This is a genomic window from Caulobacter henricii (assembly GCF_001414055.1).
Lineage (GTDB): Bacteria > Pseudomonadota > Alphaproteobacteria > Caulobacterales > Caulobacteraceae > Caulobacter > Caulobacter henricii.
In genome coordinates, this window is the sequence record NZ_CP013002.1 from 722,400 (window position 1) to 747,139 (window position 24,740).

Consider the following 24,740-nt stretch of genomic DNA (forward strand, 5'->3'; position numbering starts at 1 on the left):
TGGAGCGTCACATGACCCACGACCTGCTGCTTGCCTTTGTCCTGTTCGCCTTCGCCACGGCAGGAACCCCCGGCCCCAACAACATGATGTTGCTGGCCTCGGGGGCGAATTTCGGCTTCCGGCGGACGATCCTGCACATCCTCGGGATCAGTGCAGGGCTGGGGCTGATGGTGGTTGCCATGGGCTGGGGCCTGTCCGGTGTGTTCAGGGCCTATCCGGTCCTGCACGAGATCCTGAAATGGGTCGGGGCCGCCTACATGCTGTGGCTGGCCTGGAAGATCGCCACGGCGACGGGGATCAATGACCGATCGGCTGGTGGCGAGCCGATGACCTTCCTGCAGGCTGCCGGCTTTCAGTGGCTCAATCCCAAGGCCTGGGCCATGGCTCTTGGTGCCGCCACCACCTACATGCCGGAAGGCGGCGGCCGCCTGACGGTGTTGATCCTGGCCGGAACCTTCATGCTGGTCGGCGCGCCGTGCAGCGCCGCCTGGGCCGGTTTCGGCCAGGGGCTCAGGCGATTTCTCGACCGGCCGACCATCCTGCGGGCCTTTAATGTCAGCATGGCCGTATTGCTCGTGGCCTCGCTCTATCCCTTGCTGGGCAAGTTCCAGGCGTGACAGGCCGGGGCAGGGGCGCCACCCTGCTGCGATGCGTATCCTCCTCGCCCTCACGGCGGCCATCGCCGCCATCGCCTTGCCCGCTGCGGCTGCCCCCGAAGCGAGCGGGAATCTCAAGGTTACGGTGGCCGGACGGGACACGATCGTCCTGACGCCCGCGGAGGTGAAGGCCCTGCCGCGCGGCCGGACGACTATCCAGGTCAAGGGACAGCCAGTGGTCTATGAAGGTGCCGTCTTGCACGACGCCCTGCTGAAGGCGGGCGTGATTTCGGGTGAGCGCCTGATGGGCCGCTACCTGAACCAGATTGTCATTCTGCGCGCGGCCGATGGCTTTACCAGCATCCTGTCGCTCGCCGAGACCGATCCGGTCTATCGCGCCAATCCGGTGATCCTGGCCGATACGGTCAATGGCCAAGGCCTTGACGCCCGCGAAGGGCCCTATCGGGTGGTGGTCGATGGCGACCTGCGCCTGTCGCGGTCGCCGCGAGCAGTGGTGTCCATTGAGGTCAGGCCGGCCTTCTGACCTGGATCCAAAGGCGAGGCCGGGTGATCAGGTCTTGGCGGTCAGGTCTTGCGGCTTGACCTGCCCGCCTCTGGCGACGATGGCGTCCACGGCCTCCGGGTCGACCGCCGCGCTGAACAGGAAGCCCTGCGCATCGGTGCAGCCCATGTCGCGCAGCTGACTGCGCTGTTGGTCGGTCTCGACCCCTTCGGCGATCACCGACAGATTGAGGGCCTTGGCCAGGCCGACGATCGAGGCGACCAGGGCGCCGGCCTCGCTATCCTCGCCCAGGGGCGTGATGAAGCTGCGGTCGATCTTGATCTTGTCGATGGGATAGCGGCGCAGATAGCTGAGGCTGGAATAGCCGGTGCCGAAATCGTCGAGGGCCAGTGAGAAGCCCATCGCCCGCAGGCGTCCGATGGCCAGGTGGGTGGTTTCATCGTCGCCCAGCAGCGCGCCTTCGGTGATCTCAAGTTCGATCGAGCGCGGATGGGCTCCGGTTTCGATCAGCAGCTTGGCGACCTCACTGGGGAAGTCCTCCTGGCGCATCTGCAGGGCCGAGACGTTGACGGCCACCTTGATCCCCGGCCACCGGCGGCTGTCGGCGAACGCCTGGCGCATGACCAGCCGCCCGAGGTCTTCGATCAGTCCGCAGTCCTCCGCCAGGGGAACAAAGGTAGCCGGCGAGATCAGGCCCCGCGTCGGGTGAGCCCAGCGGGCCAGGGCCTCGACGCCGGTCATCTGGCCCGTGGTGTCGACCTGGGGCTGATAGACCAGGTGGACGCCGCCGTCGCTCAGGGCCCGCCTCAGATCAACCTCGAGACCTCGGCGGGCCTTGAGGGCCGCATCCATCTCGATTTCGAAGAAGCAGTAGCGGTTCCGGCCCTGCTCCTTGGCGCGATACATGGCGACATCGGCCCGACGGGCAGCCTCTTCCGCACCAATATAGGCCTCGGCGGCGTCGATCATGGCGACGCCGACCGACCCGCCGACAAAGACCTGACCGCAACTGAGATCGGCCGGCTCGCTCAGCGCCTTGACCAGCCGTTCGGCCAGGGCCGCCGCTCCGGCGGGATCGATCTCGGGAACGATCAGCGCAAATTCATCGCCGCCCAGGCGCGCGACGCTCTCGTTGGTGCGGCACAGGCCTGCCAGCCGGTCGGCCATCAGCCGGATCAGTTCGTCGCCGGCATTGTGGCCATGGGTGTCGTTGACGGCCTTGAAGCGGTCCAGATCGATTCCGAGCACCGCCATGGCTCCGCGCCTGCGGTCGAGGCCGGCGAGCGCCTGGTTCAGGCGCGCTTCAAACAGGCTCCGATTGGGCAGGCCGGTGAGGCTGTCGTGATGGGCCATGTGCTTGGCCCGCGCCTCGCTGGCGACCAGGCCCTTGGCGATGCGCCGGCTGCGCGAGGCGAAGATCACGACGGCGGCCGCCAGACAGCCGACCACCAGCAGGATGGGCACGACGGCCTTGCGCAACAGGGCCTGACCCGGACTGGTCGGTGTCCAGTCCATTGTCGCCACGATCCTGCCGGTCATGCTGCGAATGGACACCCGCGCATCCTGGGCCTTGGGTGTGGCGGCTCCCGGGTGAAGATGGATGCCGTCCAGCAGGAAGCGGCTCGACATGGTCTTGAGGAAGGACGCGTCCAGTTTCAGGGCGGTGATGATGATCGGGGCGCGACGCGCCTTCAGGGTGGCGCGGCCAAAGTCTGACTGCACCAGGCTGGCGGTCACCAGATAGGCCTCGCCGTCGATCAGTTCGTAGGAGCTCGTCTGCACCGGGGCGGACACCAGACCGCCATCGGCTCTCGGTGCGGTCACCCGCTTGATCCGGGCTTCCCGATCGCGGACGGCGCTCAGGACCGGAGCGAAGCTTTCGCCATGGGCCGAAAAGAAATCCGGGCTCAGTTCGCCGCCGACCTTTTGACCGAACACGCTGCGATTGTCGCTGTCGACGACGAAAATCAGGTCGAAACTGGACTGGGCAAGCAGATAGGACCCGACATTTTCCCGTGCCCACGACGGGTTGAAGCGGTTGCCGAGGTTCTCCACCGCATCGTCCCAGACCGATTGGGGGGCAATCGACCGCTCCAGATCCCGGGTCTTGGTCAGCAGGCCGCGTTCGACCATCGACTGGTCGTGAAGCATGGCGCTCTGGTCGACCCGGGCAGCGATCAGCAGCAGTACGGCGACCAGAACACCAACCATCAGCAGGCCCAGGGCGACCAGAGGCGTCGATAGGCGGGTCTCCAGACGGGTCATCAGGTGCAGGTCTCGGTTCGGCTCGGACAGGAGTCCGGTTTCACCGATCAATGGGGGGACTTGGCTAAGCTTGACCTAATGGCCGGTGGTCATTTTGTCGCAGGGGCGGCAGAGGCCACATGACCTCTTTGTAATTTGCCATTCGATGCACTTTGCAAATAAAAGTACTTCATCGGCAATCAAGCCGAGGGAGAAACAGACATGCAACGCCTTGCCGCCGCCGCCCTGATCGCCGCTGTTGCCTTTGCCGGCACGGCCTCGGCCGGAACCGTCAACCTCACCCTGGACGGCGTCCAGCCCCGGGGCGGCAGAATCCTGGTCACGGTCCAGAGCCGCGATCAGTTCATGAAGCCGGCCCAGACCAGCGGTGCGGTGCTGGACGGTTCGTCGAGCGGTCAGCTGAAGGTGGCCCTGCCCAATGTTCCGGCCGGCGACTATGCGATCTCGGTCCTGCACGATGCCGACCAGAGCTGGGGCATGACGATGGGTGCCGATGGCAAGCCTGCCGAAGGCTGGACGATGAACAAGGCCGGCGATCTGCGCGCCAAGCCGACCTTCGATCAGGTCAAAGTGTCGCTGGATGGCGATGCCTCGCTGACCCAGACCATGATGTATCCGAAGTAGTCGTTTTCACGCCGGGGTGACGTCAGGCCGCGCGGGGGGTACAGAGACCGCCCGTTCCCCTCAAAGCACGTGACGTCACCCTTGCGACTGCCCCAGGCCCGACTCGACCAGGTTCTCGACCGTTTCCGCGAAGTGGAGGCCCGCATGGGCGCCGCTACCGACGGGACCGAGATCGTCAAGCTCTCCAAGGAGTACGCCGAACTGCGTCCGGTGGCCGAGGCCGTTGAGACCCTGGCCAAGCTGGCCGCCGAGCGCACGGGCCTGGAAGAGATGGCCGGCGATCCGGACATGGCCGAGATGGCCCGCGACGAGATGGCTGCTCTGGATGAGAAGCTGCCCGTGCTCGAGCGCGACCTGGCCCTGATGCTCGCCCCCAAGGACAAGGACGAGAACGCCTCGGCGATTCTGGAAGTCCGCGCCGGAACCGGCGGTGACGAAGCGGCGCTGTTCGCCGGCGACCTGTTCCGCATGTACCAGCGCTATGCCCAGAGCCAGGGCTGGCGGGTCGAGGTCGACAGCATCTCGGAAGGCGAGATGGGCGGCTATAAGGAAATCATCGCCTCGATCACCGGCGACGGCGTCTTTGGCCGTCTGAAGTTCGAGAGCGGCGTGCACCGGGTGCAACGCGTTCCGGAAACCGAAGCCCAGGGCCGTATCCACACCTCGGCCGCCACCGTCGCGGTGCTGCCCGAAGTGGAAGATGTCGAGATCGAGATCAACGAGGCCGACATCCGGATCGACACCTACCGTTCGTCGGGGGCCGGCGGCCAGCACGTCAACAAGACAGACTCGGCCGTGCGGATCACCCACATCCCGACCGGCGTGGTGGTCACGTCGTCGGAAAAGAGCCAGCACCAGAACCGCGCCCGGGCGATGAAGAACCTGAAGGCGCGCCTGTACGACATGCAGCGCGAGGCGCTGGACACCGCCCGCTCGGATGCCCGCAAGAGCCAGGTTGGCAGCGGCGACCGTTCGGAGCGCATCCGCACCTACAACTTCCCGCAGGGCCGGGTCACCGATCACCGCATCAACCTGACCCTCTACAATCTGGGCAAGGTGATGGAGGGCGAGGCCCTGGATGATGTGATCAAGCCGCTGATCGCCGAGGACCAGGCCGCGCGTCTTGCCACCCTCGAAGATGGCTACAACTGATGGCCTTTACCCGGACCTATGACGAGGAAGAGCCTCAGCGGGTCAACAAATGGCTGGCCCAGGCCGGGGTCTGCTCGCGCCGCGAGGCCGAGGCCCTGATCGCCGATGGCCTGGTCTCCATCGACGGCGAGACCGTCGAGGATGTCGGCCGCAAGATCCTGCCTGGTCAGACCCTGGTCCTGGCCGACCGTGCGACCGACAAGCTGGATTCCAGCCTGACGATCATGATCCACAAGCCGGTCGGCATCGTCTCGTCCCAGCCCGATCCCGGCCAGATCCCAGCCGTACGTCTATTGAAGCGCGAGACGCTCTGGGCGCACGAGGCGATCATTCCGAATTTCAGCAACCGCCTGGCCCCGGTGGGGCGGCTGGACATGGACTCGCGCGGTCTGCTGATCCTGTCGGAGGACGGGGTGGTGGCCAAGGCCGTGATCGGCCCGCAGTCCGAGCTGGAAAAGGAATACCGCGTCGCCATCATGGGCGAGATCACCGAAGAGAAGCTGGAGCTGATGCGCTTTGGCCTCGAACTGGACGGTCGCGAGCTGCGCCCGGCCCATGTGGAGGTGATCTCCGACCAGCGCCTGCGCGTCATCTTGCAGGAGGGCCGCAACCGCCAGATCCGCAGGATGTGCGAGCTGCTGGAGTGGAAGGTCGTCGACCTGTTCCGCGTCCGCGTCGGCTCCCTGACCCTCGGCGACATGCCCGAGGGCTATTGGCGGCCCCTGACCGCCGAAGAGCGGGCGGGCCTGATCGCGGGCTGATAGCCAGCGTTCGCCACATCATCTTTTGAGTTCCAGGGTTTGGTTTGAATTTTCGGTCAAGATCAACAAGCATGCTGCACCTGTGGCAGAGCTTAAGTCATCCCGTTTCAGTGAAGCTCTACGGTGTGTTCCGCGATCATGACGTGGCAAAAGGCGGCGAGAAGTGCGCCATGTCTTTGCCATGTACAGAACATACACAGTCGCAACGGTCGAAATCGGAATTCGATCCGGACGTCACTGAAGGCAATTTCATGAATTTGACCGTCGCAAAGACCATCAGGCCCGCTATGCGGTGCGTCATCGGGCTGGCGACGATCTTTGCGCCCATGGTGGTCGCGGCCATGGAGCATCCTGACGCGGCCCGAAACAGGCCGGCCCCGATGGTTCGACGGCTGCTAGACGGGATCGCTGCCCGGCCCCAGCAACCCGTGCGGCAGGAACTGGTCTGGAGCGGCACGGATGTTGACGGCGACGGCGCGGCCGACTTCGCCAATCCCACCGGCGGGATGCCGCGCGGGCATGACGAGTTTGGCGAAGGCCAGTTCGGTGCCCGCCGTGACGGCGGTGCGCGCAGCCATGAGGGCGTCGATTACGTCGCCGTCGCCGGCCAGGGCGTCAGGGCCCCCATCTCGGGCTATGTCACCAAGATCGGCCTGGCCTATGCCGGCTCGCCCGACCTGCAGTTCGTCGAGATCACCAATCCGGCCCTCGGCTATGTCGCCCGCGCCTTCTATGTGTCGCCCGAGGTCAAGGTCGGAGAGGTCGTGCGCCTGGGTGAGGCCATCGGCCGCGTCGAGAGCCTGCAGCGGCACTATCCCGGCATTACCGACCACGTGCATCTGGAAGTCCTGCAGCCCGGTGGCGAGCGGGTGAATGCCGCCCGGCTGATCGTGACCAAGCTGGTCGCCAGGGCCTAGGTCTGCCGGAGGCCCGGTGTGGGCCAGGCCACAATCCCAAAGTCTCGCGGAACTTCACCGTGCCCTGGCCATTATGCCCATGCGCCGGCCTGCGAGCCAGGGCGGCAGGTTTCGATACCGTCGTCACGGCGGCCGTCGCCGGGTCCAGGCCCGGAAGGGTCGGAGCGGCTTGCAGGAAAGACCAAGGGCATGACCGAGCGAACAGGCAGCCGGACGGGCAAGACCCTGATGATCGTAGAGGACGAGGTCCTGGTCGCCATGATCCTTCGCGATGAACTGGCCGACGCCGGCTACGAGGTCCTTGATCTGACCGATCGTCATGCGGAGGCCATGGAGGTCGCGCGGACCAGTCGGCCGGATCTGGCCCTGGTCAATATCCAGCTTGCCGGCCGCGATGACGGCATCGCCCTGGCGGAAAATCTCAAGACCCTGGGGATCCCCGTCCTGTTGATCAGCGGACAGATCAGCCGGGCGCGCTCGGCCCAGACCGTGGCGATCGGATCGCTGCCCAAGCCCTATGACGCCGCCGACATGGTGCTGGCCGTGAACTATCTGCTGGCCCGACTGGCCGGCGATGCATCCCTGCCGAGACCGGAGCGGCTGGAGGTGTTCGAAGATGCCGGCTTCGATCTGTCACCGGCCGCCTAGAGGGTTTTCTTCAGCACCAGAAATCGCAGGCCTTCGACCTTCGGCGCGCCAAAGCGCGGGTCACCATAGGGGAAGGGCTCGGTCTCGCCGGTCGGGGCATAGCCCCGTCGGCCATACCAGGCGATCAGGCTGTCGCGTCCCTCGATGACGGTCATCTTGCCGGTCTTGCCGCCCTTGGCGCGGGCGTGGCTTTCAGCCGCCTCCAGCAGGGTTCGGCCGAGGCCCCCGGCCTGACGCTGCGGATCGACCGTGACCATGCCGATCATCCAGACATCGCCCGGCAGGGGTTCGACCCAGACGCAGCCGAAAGGCGCGGCCTCGGGGGCCTCGCGCAGGGTCAGGACGGTTGAGCCCGGCTTGTTGGTCAGGTCTTCGCTCAGGGTTTGCAGGTCGGTGCGCTGACCGCCGAGGATGTGGGACTCGCTGGTCCAGCCCTGCTCTGCGCTTTTGCCGCGATAGGCCGAATTGACCAGGGCGACGATGGCGGGAAGGTCGTGGTCCTGGGCGGGGACGATCAGCATGCAGGGCTCCGGTCAAATCGAGGCGGACCTAGCCACGACCGGCGGGGTTTTCCAAGCCGGTTCAACGCGGGCAGGACGCTCCGGGGAATGGTCCTCCTGCCGCGCTTGTTTTCGCGTCCGGACTGGTCGATTCTGGCCAGCATGGAAGCCCGCATCGCCGCCGTCTATCGCCATCCCGTCAAGGGGTTCACGCCCGAGCGCCTCGAGGGTGCCGATCTGGTCGCCGGGGCCTGTTTTCCCTGCGACAGGCTCTTTGCGGTCGAGGACGGGCCAAGCGGCTTTGATCCGGCCGCCCCGGTGCATATCTCGAAGATGAAGTTTGCGGTCCTGGCCAAGATTCCGGCCGTGGCCCGGGCCCGTACGGCCTTTGATGAGGCGACGGGCATTCTGCGGGTTCAGGCCGAGGGCCAGCCGGACTTCGCCGGCGACCTGAGGTCGGCGCAAGGCCGCGCGGGACTGGAGGCCTGGCTGACCGGCCTGCTCGGGGCGGACCTGTCAGGTCCCCTGCGGGTGGTCGAGGGGCCGGGTGCCTACCGGTTCATGGACAGCCGCTCGGGCTATGTCTCGGTGGTCAACCTGGCCAGCGTGCGCGATCTGGAAGCGCGGCTCGGCCGCCCCGTCGACCCGCTGCGCTTTCGGGCCAATCTCTATGTCGAGGGCTGGCCCGCCTGGATCGAGAATGACTGGACGGGTCGGACCTTGAAGCTCGGCGAGGCCTCGGCCGAGGTGCTCAAGCCCATCGTCCGCTGCTCGGCGACCCACGTCGATCCCGCGACGGCCGAGAAGGACATCGAGGTGGTGAAGGCCTTGTTCGACCTCTATGGCCACATGCACTGCGGCCTCTATCTGAATGTCACCCAGGGCGGGCGGGTCAGGCAGGGGGATGCGCTGGTCCTGGTCTGAGCCGCGCACTCTTGCATCCGCTCGCACTCGGGAGCATTCAGCCGCCCATGACCCTGACCCTCGTCAAAGCCTGGACCGCCGCCAAGGAGCGTCTGAAGGACGCCGGTATCGATCAGCCCGCCATCGATGCGCGCCTGATGCTGGAGGTGGCCGCTGATGTCACCCGCACCGAGATCGTCACTGATCCCTACCGCATGCTGACCGCCGAGCAGTGGGCGACCCTCGATGACTATCTGACCCGCCGCGCCCGTCGCGAACCGGTCAGCCACATCATCGGCCGCAAGGGGTTCTGGAAGATCCTGCTGCAGGTCAACAAGAACGTCCTGACGCCGCGTCCCGAGACCGAGGTGATCGTCGACGAGGTCCTGAAGGCCTTTCCCGAGACCATGGCCTTCAACATGCTGGACCTCGGCGTCGGGTCGGGCACCATCCTGCTGGCAGTCCTGGCCGAGCGGCCGGCGGCCAAGGGGCTCGGGATCGATGTCTCGGATGAGGCCCTGGCCGTGGCGCGCGAGAACGCCGCCAGCCTTGACCTCAATAACCGGGCCGCCCTGCTGCGCGGTGACTGGACGGCCGGTCTCGGCGACGACAGCTTTGATCTGGTGGTCTCCAACCCGCCCTATATCGCCAGCCATGTGATCGAGACCCTGGAGCCCGAGGTCCGTGACCACGAACCGCGCCTGGCCCTGGACGGTGGTCCGGACGGGCTGGACGCCTATCGCGAGCTGGCACCCGAGATCCTGCGGGTGCTGAAGGCCGGCGGCCTGTTCGCCGTTGAAATCGGCTACGACCAGTCAGCCGCTGTCGAGGCGCTGTTCCGGCAGGCGGGTGCCAGCAATGTCCGGACGGTCAAGGATCTGTCGACCCATGACCGTGTCGTGACCGGGGTGAAAAATCCCTTGGAAAGCCTCGCGTGAGAGGCTAGACGGAAAGGGTCTCCTTCCAAAATGCCGGGTGATGGGAAAAGCGGTCGTCGATGACGGTTGCAAAGCTCCTCCGGCAGGCGCGCACGGTCCAAAGCCGGTCGCCGCGCCAGAACCAGGGCGGGGGCTCTACGGAAACCAGTGTCTCTAGAACTTCCAGGGGTTCGACCCCGTCTAGAGGCCAACAAGGCCGGATGCTCAGCTCAGACTGACTTCCGGACAGGTTCAGAAGAAGACCATGAGAGATTTCAAGGGCATGAAGCGCCAGCGCGGCCGCAATAATCGCGGCGGCGGCAATTCCGGCGGTAAGCCTCAGCAGCACAATGCCAACCGGGCGTTCGATTCGAACGGCCCCGAAGGCGTCAAGGTGCGCGGCGCGGCCCAGAGCGTTTATGAGAAATACCAGCAACTGGCCCGGGACGCCTCGTCGTCCGGCGACCGGGTTCTGGCCGAGAACTACCTGCAGCACGCCGAGCACTATTTCCGGGTGCTGCGCGCCATCCAGCCGAATCGCCCCGTCAGCGACATCATCGGCAAGGACGCCTATTCGGCTTACGAGATCGACTTTGAGGCCGAGCCCGAGGACCAGCCGGAGGTCACCGAGACGCCGACCACCGAGTCGAGCGAAGGCGGGGAGGGCGAAGGCCAGCGCGACGAGCGTCCGCGCGATCGCTTTGAGGGCCGCCAGCGCGACGACCGTCCCCGTGAGGACCGTCCCCGTGACGATCGCCCGCGCTACGACAATCAGGGTCAGGGCCAAGGCCAGGGTCAGGGGCGGCGTGACCGTTGGCGTGACCGCGATGATCGCCCCAGGGATGACCGCCCGCGTGATGACCGGCCCCGTGATGACCGCCCTCGCGACGATCGCCCTCGTGACGACAGGCCTCGTGACGACAGGCCCCGTGACGATCGGCCCCGCGACGACCGTCCCCGTGATGATCGCCCCAGGGATGATCGTCCGCGTGATGACCGTCCGCGGGAGGACCGCTTCCGTGATGACCGTCCGCGCGAAGATCGTTTCCGGGATGACCGGCCTCGTGAAGATCGGCCCAGGGATGATCGTCCGCGCGAAGACCGTCCTGCAGTCGCCGCCGAGGCCGCACCCGAAGTGGCGGCCGAAGGTCGCCGCGAGCGTCCGCCGCGCCGTGAACGCGCGCCCCGTGACCGTGGCGATCGCGATCCGATGGCGGTGATCGAGCCCCAGTCGACTCCCCTGACCGAGTCAGCCGGCGAGAGCTCGCCCATGCTGCGCGGCCAGGACGGAGCCGTCAGCCATGCGCCGGCCTTCCTCGGCCGATCGACGGCCCCTGCCGAGGCTCCGGCCGCAGCCGAGGGCGAGGAGCTCAAAAAGCCCCGTCGTCGCCGGGCACCGCGCAGCTTCGACGGTGGCGAGGGTGCACCGGCCGCGTCGGAGTCTGACGAAGGCTGAGGCTTCGTCGCTTCCGACTGAGTTCAAAAGGAGCCGTGAAAACGGCTCCTTTTTTATGTCCCGATGGAGCGCTGCCGTTCCGGGCCGACAGAACTCCAGATTGCACGGGTCCGCCGGCGCAGTTTTGTGTAAACAGCCTCGGTTTGTCGTTCACCGGAGCCCCGACGTGCGCCGTTCCGTTCTTGCCGCCCTTTGCGCCATGATCTTGGCCGCGCCGCTGGCCGGCTGCGCCTACAATGCCGATCTGGGGCGCGACCAGCTGCTGATCGTTCAGGACTCCGGCCTGGCCGCCCAGGGGGAAAAGGCCTGGACCCAGACCCTGCGTGCCGGTCGCCTGTCCCAGGATGAGCGCAAGAATGCCCGTGTGCGGGCCGTCGGTGGCCGTGTGGTGACCGCCGCCGGCCTCAACAATCGCCCCTGGGACTATGCGGTCCTGATCGACGAGGCCCCCAATGCCTTCGTGCTGCCCGGTGGCCATGTCGGGGTAACCGTGGGCCTGCTCGACCTGGTCGAGAATGACGATCAGCTGGCCGCGGTGATCGGCCATGAGGCCGGCCATGTGGTCGCCCAGCACGCCGCCGAGCGCTATTCCCAGACCATGACCACGAAACTGCTGCTGGGCGTGGCCGGGGCGGCGGCCGGAACCTCGACCGATCTGGGTCGCGGGCTGAAGTCCTATGGCGACGACGCCAGCCAGTACCTGTTCCTGCTGCCGTTTTCGCGCAAGCACGAGCTGGAGGCGGACCGTCTGGGTGTCGACTACATGCAGCGGGCGGGCTATCGGCCCCGCGAAGCCGTCACCCTGTGGCGAAAGATGAAGGCCCAGGCCGGCGGATCCGGCAAGCCCGAGATCGCCTCGACCCACCCTTCGGATGCTTCACGCATCGCCGCCCTCGAGGCCTATATTTCCAGCAAGGGCTGGTGACACCTTGTGTGGCAATGCAGCCACACCTAAATCCCCCTTTGGAGGCGTTGTGCTTGATCAAGGCGACGCACCCCGATCCGCCTAAGAAGGGGACATCATGAATATCGACCTCTATTCCGACCGCGCCAAACAGGCCGTCCAGTCCGGCCAGAGCTTGGCCCTGGCCCGTGGCCACCAGCAGTTTGCGCCTGAACACCTGCTCAAGGTCCTGCTTGAGGAAAAGGACGGCCTGAGCCGGGCCCTGATCCAGAGCGCCGGCGGCCGCCCCGAGGCGGTCGACGCCGCCACCGAGGCCCTGCTGGCCAAGACCGCCCGTGTCGACGGGGCCGGCGGGCAGCTCTACATGAAGCCGGACACCGCCCGGGTCTTTGCCGAGGCCGAGAAGGGCGCGAAAGCGGCCGGCGACGCCTTTGTCACTACCGAGCGCCTGCTGATCGCCATCGCCAAGGAAGGCGCTGAAGCGGCCAAGGTCCTGAAGGATGCCGGGGCCTCGCCCAAGGCCCTGGAAGATGCCGCCAATGCCATGCGCAAGGGCCGCACCGCCGACAGCGCCAATGCCGAGGAAGGCTATGAGGCCCTCAAGCGCTATGCCCGCGACCTGACCGCCGCCGCCCGCGACGGCAAGCTGGATCCGGTGATCGGTCGCGACGAGGAGATCCGTCGCACGATCCAGGTGCTGAGCCGCCGCACCAAGAACAACCCCGTCCTGATCGGCGAACCGGGCGTGGGCAAGACCGCGATCGTCGAGGGCCTGGCTCTGCGCATCATCAATGGCGATGTGCCGGAAAGCCTGAAGGACAAGAAGCTGCTGTCGCTGGACATGGGCAGCCTGATCGCCGGCGCAAAGTACCGGGGCGAGTTCGAGGAGCGCCTGAAGGCTGTCCTCAACGAGGTCACGGCCGCCGAGGGCTCGATCATCCTGTTCATCGACGAGATGCATACGCTCGTGGGGGCCGGAAAGAGCGAGGGGGCGATGGATGCCTCCAACCTCCTGAAGCCCGCCCTGGCGCGCGGCGAGCTGCACTGCGTGGGGGCCACCACGCTTGAGGAGTACCGCAAGCATGTCGAGAAGGACGCGGCCCTGGCTCGCCGCTTCCAGCCGGTCTTTGTCAGCGAGCCGACGGTGGAAGACACCGTCTCGATCCTGCGCGGCCTGAAGGAGAAGTACGAGGTCCACCACGGGGTGCGCATTTCGGACTCGGCCATCGTCGCGGCCGCCACCCTCAGCAACCGCTACATCGCCGACCGCTTCCTGCCCGACAAGGCCATCGACCTGATCGACGAGGCCTCCAGCCGTGTGCGGATGGCGATCGACTCCAAGCCCGAAGAGCTGGACGAGATCGACCGCCGCCTGGTGCAGCTGAAGATCGAGCGCGAGGCCCTGTCCAAGGAGACCGACCCGGCCTCCAGACAGCGTCTGGAAAAGCTGGAAGACGAGATCGACGACCTGCAGGGCCAGTCTGACGAGATGACTGCCCGCTGGAAGGCGGAAAAGGACAAGGTCGGCGGCGCGGCCCAGGCCCGTGAAGCCCTCGACCGTCTGCGCGCCGACCTGGCGACGGCCCAGCGCGCCGGCGACTTCGCCCGCGCCGGCCAGATCCAGTATGGCGAGATCCCGGCCCTGGAAGCCCGCCTGGCCCAGGCCGAGTCCGTCGATGGCGCGGCTCAGAAGTCCCTGACCCCCGAGGTCGTGGATGCCGAGCAGATCGCCGCCGTGGTCAGCCGCTGGACCGGGGTGCCGGTCGAGAAGATGCTGGAAGGCGAGCGCGAAAAGCTGCTGCAGATGGAACTGGCCCTGCGCGCCCGCGTGGTCGGCCAGGACGAGGCCCTGGAAGCCGTTTCAGACGCGGTGCGCCGCGCGCGGGCCGGCCTGCAGGATCCCTCGCGCCCGATCGGCAGCTTCCTGTTCCTGGGCCCGACGGGGGTCGGCAAGACCGAGCTGACCAAGGCCCTGGCCGAGTTCATGTTCGCCGATGAACACGCCATCACCCGGATGGACATGAGCGAGTACATGGAAAAGCACTCGGTCAGCCGGCTGATCGGGGCCCCTCCCGGCTATGTCGGTTATGATGAGGGCGGGGCCCTGACCGAAGCCGTGCGTCGGCGTCCCTATCAGGTCGTGCTGTTCGACGAGGTCGAAAAGGCTCACCCCGACGTCTTCAACGTACTGCTGCAGGTGCTGGACGATGGCCGCCTGACCGACGGTCAGGGCCGCACTGTCGACTTCCGCAACACCCTGATCATCATGACCAGCAATCTCGGCTCCGAGTACCTGGCCAATCAGGAGGACGGGGAAGACGTCGACGCGGTGCGGCCACAGGTGATGAACGTGGTCCGCGGCCACTTCCGCCCCGAGTTCCTCAACCGCATCGACGAGATCATCCTGTTCAAGCGGCTGGGCCGGGCGAACATGGCCGACATCGTCCGTATCCAGCTGCAGAGGGTGGAAAAGCTGCTGGCCGACCGCCGCATGACCCTGGCCATCGATGCCGAGGCGCTGCTGTGGCTGGGTGAGAAGGGCTATGATCCGGTCTATGGAGCTCGCCCTCTGAAGCGCGTGATTCAGAAGGATCTGGTCGATCCGATCGCCCGCCTGTTGCTGGCCGGCGAACTGGAGGACGGCGGGGTCATTGCTGTCGGTGTGCATGACGGCAGCCTGAGCATCGGCAAGGCCGTGCTGCAGTAGGCACGGTCAGGAAACCCTCTCTCGGAGGCCTCCCGGAGAGGATTTTCGCGCCCAAAACGGCCTGGGACGATTTGTCGCGATTGCCCATTTTGAGAAGCTGTTGCAGGCCAAATTTAGCGAAACATTAAAGGCTGCTAGCCCATTGGTTTGACCAAGAGTCGATTGTTTCTTGATCGCTCGGGAGGCTACATGTCCGGTTTTCAGGCAACGCAATCGATATCATCGCGCAAGCTTGAGCGATTCATCACCCTGCTGATCGCTGGCCTCACCCTGTTCTGCATCGCCGCCGCCGTCAGTGGGGCCGTCTCGATGGAGGCCCAGCGCAGCGCCCGTGTCGCGGAAGCCGTGCGGGACGAGCAAAGTAACTCAAGGATGCTCGAACTGGCGGTCCTGTCCAAGCAGATCCAGCTGGAGATCGTGCAGGTCCAGCAGTTCCTGACCGATGTCTCGGCAACACGCGGCCAGGATGGCCTCAATGACGGCTGGGCCGAAGCCCAGAGCAATAGCGAGGCCTTCAAGACCGACATTGCGCGGGCCCATGTCCTGGCCAAGGAACTGAATGCGCCGGCCCTGATCGCCGCTCTGGACGAGGTCGAGGCGGCCTTTCCGGCCTTTTACGCCAATGGCAAGACCATGGCCCAGGCCTATGTCGACACGGGCACGGCGGCCGGTAACGCCCTGATGGGCCCCTTCGACGAGGCCAGCAGCACCTTGGCCGGCAAGATGGATGCGGCCCAGGTTGCCATGGCAACCATCGAAAAGGATCAGGAAGCCCGTGACATCGTGGTCGAGAAGAAACTGCGCGATCAGCAGATTCTCGGCATCATCGTGACCAGCCTGATGGCCCTGGGCGGGGTGGTGATGGGCGTTGTCGTAGTCATTCTGACCCGCGCCCGCCTGCTTCGCCCGCTGTCGATCATCGGCGACTATATGGGCAGGCTGGCGGAGGGTGACTACGAGCGGGAGCCGCCGTTCCGCAAGCGCCAGGACGAGCTGGGGGCCATGGCCCGCTCGATCATGGTGTTCCGCGAGGCCGCCCTGGAGCGGCGCCAGTCGCGCCTCGAGCAGGAATCGGCCCGTAACGCCACCGAGACCGAGCGCCGCCAGGCCGAGCGCGAACGCACCGCCGCCGACGCCGAGCGTCGCGCCGTCATGGATCAGCTGGCAGCAGGTCTGGGCCGACTGGCCGAGGGCGATCTGGCCAGCCCGATCACCCAGCCTTTCCCGCCGGCCTATGAAGAGCTGCGGGCCGATTTCAACAACGCCCTCAGCCGACTGACCCAGACCATGGGGGCCATTGCCCGCACTGGCATGTCGATGCGCGCCGGCTCCGAAGAGATCGCCTCGGCCGCCGACGATCTGTCGCGCCGCACCGAGCAGCAGGCCGCCAGCCTGGAAGAGACCGCCGCCGCCCTCGACGAGATCGCCGCCACGGTCGGCCGCGCCACCGAAGGCGCTCGAGAGGCCGCTTCGGTGGTCGCTCAGGCCAAGAAGGAGGCCGAGCAGTCGAGCGCCGTCGTGGCGCGCACGGTCGCCGCCATGGGCCAGATCCAGCAGTCTTCGGCCAAGATCAGCCAGATCATCGGAGTGATCGACGAGATCGCCTTCCAGACCAATCTTCTGGCCCTGAACGCCGGGGTCGAGGCCGCCCGCGCCGGCGAAAGCGGGCGTGGTTTTGCGGTCGTCGCCCAGGAAGTTCGCGCCCTGGCCCAACGCAGCGCCGACGCCGCCAAGGAGATCAAGACCCTGATCTCCGAGTCCGGCAGCCAGGTGGCTTCGGGCGTTGATCTGGTCGGACAGACGGGTGAGACCCTTGGTCGCATCGTCAGCGAGGTCATCCGTGTCCACGGCCTGGTCGACGGCATTGCCCGTTCGTCCGAGGAACAGGCTGTCGGCCTGCGTCAGGTGAATACGGCCGTGAACCACATGGACCAGGTGACCCAGCAGAACGCAGCCATGGTTGAGCAGACAACGGCTGCGACCCATTCACTGCGCACCGAAGCCCTCGATCTCGAACGCCAGGTTTCGGGCTTCAAGTTCCAGGGCCAGGGCGACGCCGGCCGGCGCGCCGCCTGATCCCCAAGACGTTGGTTAATAGCTAATAAATCAGTGACTTAACCGCCTGTAAGCCCTTCTCTGTCATGGTCGTCTGACACAGAGATCCATCCAGGATCCAGGGGTGACGACAATGACGAGGAACGGTATCGGCCGCACGGCGGCAGGCCTGCTGATGACCGCCGCTGCTGCGGTGTCGATCACCGCCCCAGCCTACGCGGCGGACGGCCCTCTGACCTACAGCCTGGAATACACCGCCGACGTGGTCGGGGTGTTGGACGGAGGCCTAGCCCGCCGCGGGCGCGTGCTCGACAACCTCCTGCTCAGTGCTGATCTGGACCTGGGCGCGGCGGCCGGATGGTCGAACACCAAGGCCCACGTCTCCCTGCTCAACAATACCGGCGGCATGCCCAATGAGGATGTCGGCTCCCTGCAGGGCGTCGACAATATCGAGGTCGGCCAGCAAAGGGCGCGACTGTTCGAACTGTGGGTCGAGCATCAGTTCGCCGACGGCAAGGGTGCTGTCCTGGCCGGGCTCTATGACGTCAATAGCGAGTTCTATGCCAATGACAGCGCCGGTCTGTTGCTCGGCCCGGCCTTTGGCATCGGGTCGGAGTTGGCCGCCACCGGACCCAATGGGCCGTCGATCTTCCCGTCCACGGCCCTGGCCGTGCGCGCCCGCTGGACCCTCAGCAATGGCGGCTATGCCCAGGCCGCCGTACTGAACGCCCAGGCCGGGGTGCTGGGGGATCCGGGCGGCATCGACACCGAGTTCGACAACGGCGTCCTGATGATCGGCGAAATCGGCTGGGTCGGCGAGGGCAAGCTGGCGCTCGGCACCTGGCGCTATAGCCAGAAGCAGGATGATACCCGCCTGGTCACGGCCGCCGGGGATCCGGAACGCCAGACCGCGGGCGGCGTCTATGTGCTGGCTGAGCGCCGGATCTTCGGTGAAGCCGAGGCACCCGGTCGGACCACGGCCTTCCTCCGGGCGGGGCTGTCGGACGGCACCACCTCGGTCTTCGAGGGCGGCTGGCAGGCCGGCATCCTGGTCGAGCAGCCCTTTGCCTCGCGGCCTGACAGCCAGTTCTCGGCGGGCATGAACCAGGGCTTCATCACCGGTCGCGAGCGCGCCAACGGCGTCGATGCGGGCCGTAATATCGGGCGCACCGAAACGGCGCTGGAACTGACCTATGCCGACACCTTCGGCCGTCTGACCGTGCAGCCGGACCTGCAATACATCATCCGGCCGGCCGGTGATCGCGACATCGACAATGCCTGGTCGCGACGATGCGGTTCTCGATCGCCTACTGAACCGTGGCCCGGCGCGTTCAGGCGCGCTGGGCGCTCGGCGAGTCGCCGATCAGCAAAGCGCAGGCGGCTTCTGCGGCGGCAGGGTCGCGCAGGGCGATGGCCTCGGCCAGGGCGCGATGCAGGGTGACGTCCCGCATCTGGTCTTCCGGCGACTGCTTTTCCATCTGCCAGATCCAGTAGCGGGTCGCGGTGTTCTGCAGGGCGATCACGAAGCGGGCCAGGGTGGCGTTGTGGGTCGCAAAGGCGACGGCCCGGTGGAAGCTGTGGTCCATGGCCAGCATGGCCCGGAAGTCACTGGCGGCAATCGCCTCCTCGGCACCATCGAAAGCCCCGGTAATGGCCGGCAGGTCTTCAGGGCGGTGATTGCGGGCGGCAAGGGCCGCGGTACGACCTTCCAGCATGCGCCGGACCTCGAAAGCCTGCTCGATCTCCGTGATGTCCATGGGGGCGACGATCGTGCCGACCCGCGGGCGGCGCAGAATGAGGCCCTCGATCGCCAGGCGACCGAGCGCGTCGCGGACACCTGAGACGCCCCCCGCATAGCGTGCGGCCAGGGCTTTTTCTTCCAGCACCTGCATAGGCGGCAGTTCACCCAGGATGATGTCCATCAGAATAAGCTCATAGAGCCGAGCCTTCTGAAGGCCTTGAGCCCAGTCGCCGGAAGGATCGACACTGTTGAGTGGGCCCTTCATGGGCAAACCGGAAGACAGGACTGCATGGCGATGGTCCTAGAGCCAAAAGGCCCGAAGGTCATTCTCATGGACTCTAACATGTTACAGTTTCGAAAAAGACTGAACGCTTGAAGGCGGCTGACTGGCGGCCCTAGAGCTTCGGCATGACGCCCGAGACCGAGCCTCCGATCCATTTTGTGCTGCAGGGGTTTCACCTTGCCCTGACGATCGCCGAGGTCTTTGCCGGAGCGACGGCCCCCAATCCACCCGTGGGCTGCGTGGTGCTGGATGCCAAGGGCAATGTTCTCGCTGTCGGGGCCCACGAGAAGGCCGGCGGCGACCATGCCGAGGCCGCCGCCCTGGCTGCCTGCCGCGAGGCCGGGACCTTTGCCCGCATCCATACAATCCTGGTTACCCTGGAGCCCTGCAATCACCACGGTCGGACACCGCCCTGTGTCGACGCCGTTCTGGCGAGCCCGGCCAAGGCCATCTGGATCGGGGCACGCGATCCCAATCCGGCGGTTGCCGGTGGCGGCGCGGCGCGCCTGGCGGCCGAGGGACGCCGGGTCATGGACCTCGGCAGTCTTGACCGCCCTGAGGCTGCGTATCTGCACGCCAGGGCCCAGCGCCTGATTGCGCCTTTTGCCTGCTGGTCAACCCGGGGCCGGCCCTGGCTGACCCTGAAACAGGCCCTGACAGTGGATGGCGGGATGATCCCCCCCACGGGTTTGAAGACCTTCACGTCCCAAAAGTCCCTGACCCTGGCCCATGGCCTCCGGCGGCGGGCCGACGCCATCATCACCGGTTCGGGAACAGTTCTGGCGGACAACCCCCTGTTTACGGTGCGACGGGTGGCGGATCCACGCCGCGGGCCGCGCCGGCTGGCCATTCTGGACCGACGCCGCCGTACGCCTGACGCCTATCTGCACGCGTCACGGGCCAGGGGCTTTGAGCCCAGCCTGCACGATGACATTCCGAGGCTTCTCGAAGGCCTCGCCGCCGAGGGCGTGCTGGAGGCCCTGGTCGAATGCGGGCCGACCCTGATGGCGCACTTCCTCGAGTCCGGGCTTTGGGACGAGCAAGTCGTGATCCGCCAGTCCACCGGGCCGGGCCAGGCTGACCAGGTCGACATTCTCACCCGCATTCCGTTCCGGGCCTGAGGGAGACCTGATGTTTTCTGGAATCATTGAACAGGTCGGCCGGGTCGAGACGGTTGCCCCAGAAGGCGACGGCGCCCTGCGCCTGACCCTAGGGACGGGCTTTGCCGACCTGGAGCTGGGGGAAAGCGTCGCCGTCAACGGGGTCTGTCTGACGGTCGTGCGGCATGATGCTCGCGGCCTGGCAGACTTCTTCGTCAGCCCGGAAACCCTGGCTCGTACCAATCTGGAGCGGGCGGAGGCGGGGGCTGCTGTCAATCTCGAGCGGGCCGTGACCCTGGCCACCCGCCTGTCGGGCCATCTGGTCCAGGGCCATGTCGATGGCCAGGCACGGCTCGATCAGGTGATCGACGATGGCGGATCCTGGAGGATCGGGCTGAGCCTTCCTGCGGCCCTGCACCGCTTCTGCGTCGAGAAAGGCTCGATTGCCCTGAACGGCATTAGCCTGACCCTTAACAGTGTCGCAGCCTGTGATGCCGACGGCCGGTTCCAGATCGGCCTGACCCTGATCCCGCACACCTGGGCCCATACCAACCTTCAGCACGCCATGATCGGAGATCCGATCAATGTCGAGGTCGACGTGCTGGCCAAATATGTGGAGCAGCTATGTCACGCCTATCTGAAGCCCTCGACCGTCTGAAGCAGGGCGGCATGATCGTCCTCGTCGATGACGAGGATCGCGAGAACGAGGGCGATCTGGTCATGGCGGCCGAGTTCGCCGATGCCGCAGCCATCGCCTTCATGGCGCGAAAGGCGAGCGGGCTGATCTGTCTGACCCTTGAGCCTGAGGCGGTCGATCGGCTCGGTCTGCCCCCGATGGTGAGCGATAACCGGACCAGCCGGCAGACCGCTTTTACTGTCTCGATAGAAGCTGCCGAAGGTGTCGATACCGGCATATCGGCTTTCGATCGTGCACGGACTATTTCGGCTGCCGTTGCACCGGATGCAGGTGCGCAGGACCTGGTCTCGCCGGGCCACATCTTTCCTCTGCGGGCCCGGCCGGGCGGTGTGCTGGAGCGCGAGGGTCATACCGAGGCCTCGGTCGATCTGATGCGCCTGGCCGGTCTTCGACCCGCGGGCGTCATCTGCGAGATCATGAAGGATGACGGCACCATGGCTCGCATGCCGGACCTGGAAGTCTTCTGTCGGGACCATGACCTTCCGCTTCTGACCATTGCCGAACTGGTGGCCCATCGCAGGGCGACGGAACTCCAGGTCGAAGAGGTGGCCTCGGCCCGATTGCCGTCCGAGCATGGCGGGGCCTTCGAGGTGCGGGCCTTCCGCAATCGGGTCGATGGTGTCGAGCACCTGGCCATGATTGCCGGCCCCCTGACCGGCACGCCCCTGGTGCGGGTCCATTCCGAGTGCCTGACCGGGGATGCTCTCGGGTCGCGTCGCTGCGACTGCGGAGCCCAACTTCAGGAAAGCCTCAGGCAGATCAGCGAAAGCGGCAATGGCTGCGTGCTCTATCTTCGCGGCCACGAGGGACGGGGCCTGGGTCTGGCCAACAAGATCCGTGCCTATGCCTTGCAGGATGAAGGGCTCGACACGGTCCAGGCCAATCATGCCCTCGGCTATGCCGACGACCTGAGGGACTACAGCGTGGCCGCCCAGATGCTCCGGGCCATGGCTGTGGAGCGCGTGAACCTGCTCAGCAATAATCCGCGGAAGGCCGCGGGCCTGCGGGCCAGCGGCATTACGGTCAGCCGGGAGCTCCCGCTGGCCATCCCCGCCAATCCCCACAATGCCGGCTATCTCGACACCAAGCGCGACAAGCTTGGCCACAGTCTGGCCCGCGCGTCCTGATCCGCAGAGAGCTTCTCATGACCCATGCCCCACTTGCACCGCGTATCGCGATCGTCGTCAGCCAGTTCAATCCCGAGGTCACCGGCGGCCTGCTCAAGGGCGCGTTGGACCTGCTGCAGGAGCGCGGCGCGTCGGTAGCGGCCAGAGACATCATTGATGCGCCCGGCGCCTTTGAACTGCCCCTGATCGCCCAGACCCTGGTGCGAACGGAGCGCTTTGAGGGCGTGGTCTGTCTGGGATGCGTGATCAAGGGCGACACGGCCCACTTCGAGTTCATCAGCCTGGGGACCGGTCTGGGCCTGATGACTGCAAGCCTGTCGACCGAGACGCCGATCACTTTTGGCGTGCTGACCACCTATACCGACGAACAGGCGCTGGTGCGCAGCAGGGACAATGCGGAGAACAAGGGCCGCGAAGCGGCCGAGGCCTGCTTTGCCACCATCCAGACCCTGAAGCGGATCCGGTCAGAGGCCTGGGACGACTAGGGCTTCTATCGAAAGGACGCAAAGCAAACGCCGTTATTCGGCGTTTGCTTTGCCCCTGATTTACGGCAGTCTTCACCCCCTGCTTTAGCCGGTAGGCTTTTCCCGGGGGGGAGATGATGACGACTTTTGCCGCGAGCGATATGCCGCCGGCCGCTGGCCCGAACTTCAAGCCCAGGCATCCCTGGGACGCCTGGTTCTTCCCGCTCAGCCTGGCGATCTATTGGGTCGGCCTCGTCATGGGGTTCGGCGGCGACATGATGCACAGGGCCAAGCTGGGCCAACTGTCTTTCCCCTTGATCGTACACGTCCACGCCGCAGTCTATGTGGCCTGGATGGTGCTGCTGACGACCCAGGTGGCGCTGATCCGCAAGGGGCGTGCAGACCTGCACCGCAAGCTGGGCGTGGCCAGTCTGGGCTTCGTGCCGGTGATGCTGGTTGTGGGCCCCATGGCGGCCTTCACCACCCAGACAGCACGCTTTGGGACGCCGGCCAGTGACCCGGCCTTCCTCGCCATCCAGCTCGGCGGTCTGGTCAGCTTCGCGATCCTGATCGTGGCGGCGCTGCTGTGCCGCAAGCAGGCCGCCCTGCACAAGCGGCTGATCCTGCTGTCCACCCTGACCATTGTCGACGCCGGCTTCGCGCGCTGGGTCGGCCCCATCTGGGGTCCGGTACTGGGCCCGGCGCTGGGGTCGCCGTTCTGGACCAACTATCTGATCCTCTATGGCTGCACGGCCGCCCTGATGCTGAGCATTGGCGTCTATGACCTGGTGACGCGCCGCCGGCTGCTGCCGGGCTATGTCCTGGGCCTGGCCCTGGCGATTTCGGGGCATGTCATCATTGTCACCGCCTATATGAACCCGGCCTGGGGCGCGTTCTGCAAGGGACTGATCGGCGGGCTCGCCGGGCACTGACCGCGCTTGCGGCGCGCGCTCTGGGCAGGCAACGTCGCGACCTTGCGTTTCCGGAGTCGCCATGCGCCTGCCCCTCGTCCTCGCCACGGCCCTGACAGCCTCAAGCCTGCTGCTGGCGGCGCCCACCCAGGCCGCTGAGGCTGCCGCACCGTCGACAGACCAGCCTCTGTTGCGGACCCTGGCGGCCGAGGTCGATGCCAAGGCGCTGGAAAGCACGATCCGCTCGCTGGTTGGCTTCGGAACCCGTCACACCCTGTCGGAGACCAAGTCCGAAACCCGGGGCATCGGTGCCGCGCGCCGCTGGACCCAGAAGCGCTTCGAGGCGATCAGCAAGGACTGCGGCGGCTGTCTGATCATCGAGACGCCCTCGGACGTCGTCACCGGCCGGCGCGTGCCCAATCCGACCGAGGTCGTCAATGTCCTGGCGATCCAGAAGGGGACCAGCGACCCCGACCGGGTGATCCTGATCGCCGGCCACATCGACAGCCGCGTCACGGACGTGATGGACTTCACCAGCGACGCCCCCGGGGCCAATGACGATGCTTCGGGTGTCGCCGCCGTGATCGAGGCGGCCCGGGTGCTCAGCAAGCACAGGTTCCCGGCCACCCTGGTCTTCGCCGTCCTGTCGGGCGAGGAGCAGGGGCTGCTGGGCGGCAAGATCCTGGCCAATCACGCCCGGGCCAAGGGCTGGAAGATCGAGGCGGACCTCAACAACGACATCATCGGCAACAGTCGCGGCCAGAGCGGGGTGATGAACAACACCCAGGTGCGGGTGTTCTCCGAGGGTACCAAGGCCGTCGAGACGCCGGAGCAGGCCAATAGCCGCCGCTATAACGGCGGCGAGGTCGATAGCCCCTCGCGCAACCTGGCGCGTTACCTCGACGGGCTGGCCGATCGCTATCTGAACAATTTCGATGTGGTCATGGTCTATCGCACCGACCGCTATGGCCGCGGCGGTGACCAGGTGCCGCTGCTCGAGGCCGGCTATCCGGCCGTGCGGGTCACCGAGGCGGCCGAAAACTATGACCGCCAGCACCAGAACCTGCGCACCGAGAACGGCAAGGCCTATGGCGATGTGATCGAGGGCGTGGATTTTGCCTATCTGTCCCAGGTCACCCGGCTGAACGTGGTGGCCATGGCCAGCCTCGCCTCCGCCCCGCCGCCGCCGTCTGGCGTCAAGATCGAGGGCGCGGTCAGCCCCGATACCAAGGTCTCGTGGGCGGCGACGCCGCGTGCCGCCGGCCATCGCGTCTGGTGGCGCGTGACCACCGATCCACAATGGCGCCTGAACCGCTGGGTCGCCGGTCCGGCCACGAACGCCACCCTCAAGGACGTGGTGATCGATGACTTCTTCTTCGGCGTCTCGGCGATCAGCCCCGACGGCTGGGAAAGCCCCACGGTGTTCCCCGGCGCGGCCGGCAGTTTCGAGAGCCCGCCGCCGGTGGCAGCGACGCCCCCCGTCAAATAG

At 66.3% G+C, this 24,740-nt stretch carries 23 protein-coding genes; 20 read left to right on the forward strand and 3 right to left on the reverse strand.

Annotation, left to right across the window (positions count from 1 at the left end; translation table 11 throughout):
• The first annotated feature begins 11 nt into the window (after nt 1-11).
• The gene (locus tag AQ619_RS03460; RefSeq protein ID WP_062144299.1) at nt 12-617 is read left to right on the forward strand and encodes a LysE family translocator; all 606 of its coding nucleotides are present in this window, start codon (nt 12-14) and stop codon (nt 615-617) included.
• 31 nt (nt 618-648) lie between these two features.
• Entirely contained in the window at nt 649-1,140 is a 492-nt protein-coding gene (locus AQ619_RS03465) for a hypothetical protein (RefSeq protein ID WP_062144302.1), read from the forward strand.
• A 27-nt stretch (nt 1,141-1,167) separates the two neighbouring features.
• On the opposite strand, the gene AQ619_RS03470 is transcribed toward AQ619_RS03465, so the two are convergent.
• Complete coding sequence (locus tag AQ619_RS03470; RefSeq protein WP_062151240.1) at nt 1,168-3,384, reverse strand: putative bifunctional diguanylate cyclase/phosphodiesterase; 2,217 nt, start codon at nt 3,382-3,384, stop codon at nt 1,168-1,170.
• A 201-nt stretch (nt 3,385-3,585) separates the two neighbouring features.
• Between AQ619_RS03470 and AQ619_RS03475 the strand changes: the two genes are divergently transcribed.
• From AQ619_RS03475 to AQ619_RS03495, 5 genes are all read left to right on the forward strand, one after another.
• Nucleotides 3,586-4,008, forward strand: coding sequence for a DUF2141 domain-containing protein (locus tag AQ619_RS03475; protein WP_062144305.1), 423 nt, complete (start codon nt 3,586-3,588; stop codon nt 4,006-4,008).
• 81 nt (nt 4,009-4,089) lie between these two features.
• Nucleotides 4,090-5,160, forward strand: coding sequence for a peptide chain release factor 1 (gene prfA, locus AQ619_RS03480; RefSeq protein WP_062144307.1), 1,071 nt, complete (start codon nt 4,090-4,092; stop codon nt 5,158-5,160).
• Complete coding sequence (locus AQ619_RS03485; protein ID WP_062144310.1) at nt 5,160-5,921, forward strand: pseudouridine synthase; 762 nt, start codon at nt 5,160-5,162, stop codon at nt 5,919-5,921. The genes prfA and AQ619_RS03485 overlap by 1 nt, the downstream gene beginning before the upstream one ends.
• Before the next feature lie 251 nt (nt 5,922-6,172).
• A complete protein-coding gene (locus AQ619_RS03490; RefSeq protein WP_062144312.1) occupies nt 6,173-6,838 on the forward strand; it encodes a M23 family metallopeptidase in 666 nt (221 codons plus the stop codon).
• A gap of 189 nt (nt 6,839-7,027) precedes the next feature.
• The gene (locus tag AQ619_RS03495) at nt 7,028-7,486 is read left to right on the forward strand and encodes a response regulator (RefSeq protein WP_062144315.1); all 459 of its coding nucleotides are present in this window, start codon (nt 7,028-7,030) and stop codon (nt 7,484-7,486) included.
• Here the strand turns inward: AQ619_RS03495 and AQ619_RS03500 are convergent.
• Nucleotides 7,483-8,007, reverse strand: a complete 525-nt coding sequence (locus AQ619_RS03500; RefSeq protein ID WP_062144318.1) for a GNAT family N-acetyltransferase — start codon at nt 8,005-8,007, stop codon at nt 7,483-7,485. The genes AQ619_RS03495 and AQ619_RS03500 overlap by 4 nt on opposite strands.
• Before the next feature lie 141 nt (nt 8,008-8,148).
• On the opposite strand from AQ619_RS03500, the gene AQ619_RS03505 reads away from it, so the two are divergent.
• The 7 genes from AQ619_RS03505 to AQ619_RS03535 all read left to right on the forward strand — a co-directional run bounded on the left by AQ619_RS03505 (nt 8,149) and on the right by AQ619_RS03535 (nt 18,369).
• Nucleotides 8,149-8,910, forward strand: a complete 762-nt coding sequence (locus tag AQ619_RS03505) for an MOSC domain-containing protein (protein WP_166504314.1) — start codon at nt 8,149-8,151, stop codon at nt 8,908-8,910.
• 47 nt (nt 8,911-8,957) lie between these two features.
• Complete coding sequence (gene prmC / locus AQ619_RS03510) at nt 8,958-9,827, forward strand: peptide chain release factor N(5)-glutamine methyltransferase (RefSeq protein WP_062144321.1); 870 nt, start codon at nt 8,958-8,960, stop codon at nt 9,825-9,827.
• Nucleotides 9,828-10,071: 244 nt separating this feature from the next.
• The gene (locus tag AQ619_RS03515) at nt 10,072-11,262 is read left to right on the forward strand and encodes a DUF4167 domain-containing protein (RefSeq protein WP_062144324.1); all 1,191 of its coding nucleotides are present in this window, start codon (nt 10,072-10,074) and stop codon (nt 11,260-11,262) included.
• Nucleotides 11,263-11,461: 199 nt separating this feature from the next.
• Nucleotides 11,462-12,187 (forward strand): M48 family metallopeptidase, encoded by a 726-nt coding sequence (locus tag AQ619_RS03520; protein ID WP_062151244.1) that lies wholly within the window; start codon nt 11,462-11,464, stop codon nt 12,185-12,187.
• 97 nt (nt 12,188-12,284) lie between these two features.
• Complete coding sequence (clpB, locus tag AQ619_RS03525) at nt 12,285-14,873, forward strand: ATP-dependent chaperone ClpB (RefSeq protein ID WP_062144327.1); 2,589 nt, start codon at nt 12,285-12,287, stop codon at nt 14,871-14,873.
• Between the two features lie 189 nt (nt 14,874-15,062).
• On the forward strand, nt 15,063-16,949 hold the full coding sequence (locus AQ619_RS03530) for a methyl-accepting chemotaxis protein (protein ID WP_062144330.1): 1,887 nt from the start codon (nt 15,063-15,065) through the stop codon (nt 16,947-16,949).
• A gap of 112 nt (nt 16,950-17,061) precedes the next feature.
• Complete coding sequence (locus AQ619_RS03535; RefSeq protein ID WP_236849527.1) at nt 17,062-18,369, forward strand: carbohydrate porin; 1,308 nt, start codon at nt 17,062-17,064, stop codon at nt 18,367-18,369.
• On the opposite strand, the gene AQ619_RS03540 is transcribed toward AQ619_RS03535, so the two are convergent.
• Nucleotides 18,260-18,934, reverse strand: coding sequence for a GntR family transcriptional regulator (locus tag AQ619_RS03540; RefSeq protein WP_062144334.1), 675 nt, complete (start codon nt 18,932-18,934; stop codon nt 18,260-18,262). The genes AQ619_RS03535 and AQ619_RS03540 overlap by 110 nt on opposite strands.
• 143 nt (nt 18,935-19,077) lie before the next feature.
• Here AQ619_RS03540 and ribD point away from each other — a divergent pair, with 143 nt between their 5' ends.
• From ribD to AQ619_RS03570, 6 genes are all read left to right on the forward strand, one after another.
• Entirely contained in the window at nt 19,078-20,073 is a 996-nt protein-coding gene (gene ribD / locus AQ619_RS03545; RefSeq protein WP_062144338.1) for a bifunctional diaminohydroxyphosphoribosylaminopyrimidine deaminase/5-amino-6-(5-phosphoribosylamino)uracil reductase RibD, read from the forward strand.
• Nucleotides 20,074-20,083: 10 nt separating this feature from the next.
• Entirely contained in the window at nt 20,084-20,710 is a 627-nt protein-coding gene (locus AQ619_RS03550) for a riboflavin synthase (protein ID WP_062144343.1), read from the forward strand.
• Nucleotides 20,677-21,876 (forward strand): bifunctional 3,4-dihydroxy-2-butanone-4-phosphate synthase/GTP cyclohydrolase II, encoded by a 1,200-nt coding sequence (locus AQ619_RS03555; RefSeq protein WP_062144346.1) that lies wholly within the window; start codon nt 20,677-20,679, stop codon nt 21,874-21,876. The genes AQ619_RS03550 and AQ619_RS03555 overlap by 34 nt, the downstream gene beginning before the upstream one ends.
• A gap of 17 nt (nt 21,877-21,893) precedes the next feature.
• On the forward strand, nt 21,894-22,361 hold the full coding sequence (gene ribH / locus AQ619_RS03560; protein ID WP_062144349.1) for a 6,7-dimethyl-8-ribityllumazine synthase: 468 nt from the start codon (nt 21,894-21,896) through the stop codon (nt 22,359-22,361).
• A gap of 116 nt (nt 22,362-22,477) precedes the next feature.
• Nucleotides 22,478-23,272: a hypothetical protein gene (locus AQ619_RS03565; RefSeq protein WP_207205013.1), complete on the forward strand. Its 795-nt coding sequence runs from the start codon at nt 22,478-22,480 to the stop codon at nt 23,270-23,272.
• Nucleotides 23,273-23,333: 61 nt separating this feature from the next.
• A complete protein-coding gene (locus AQ619_RS03570) occupies nt 23,334-24,740 on the forward strand; it encodes a M20/M25/M40 family metallo-hydrolase (protein ID WP_062144353.1) in 1,407 nt (468 codons plus the stop codon).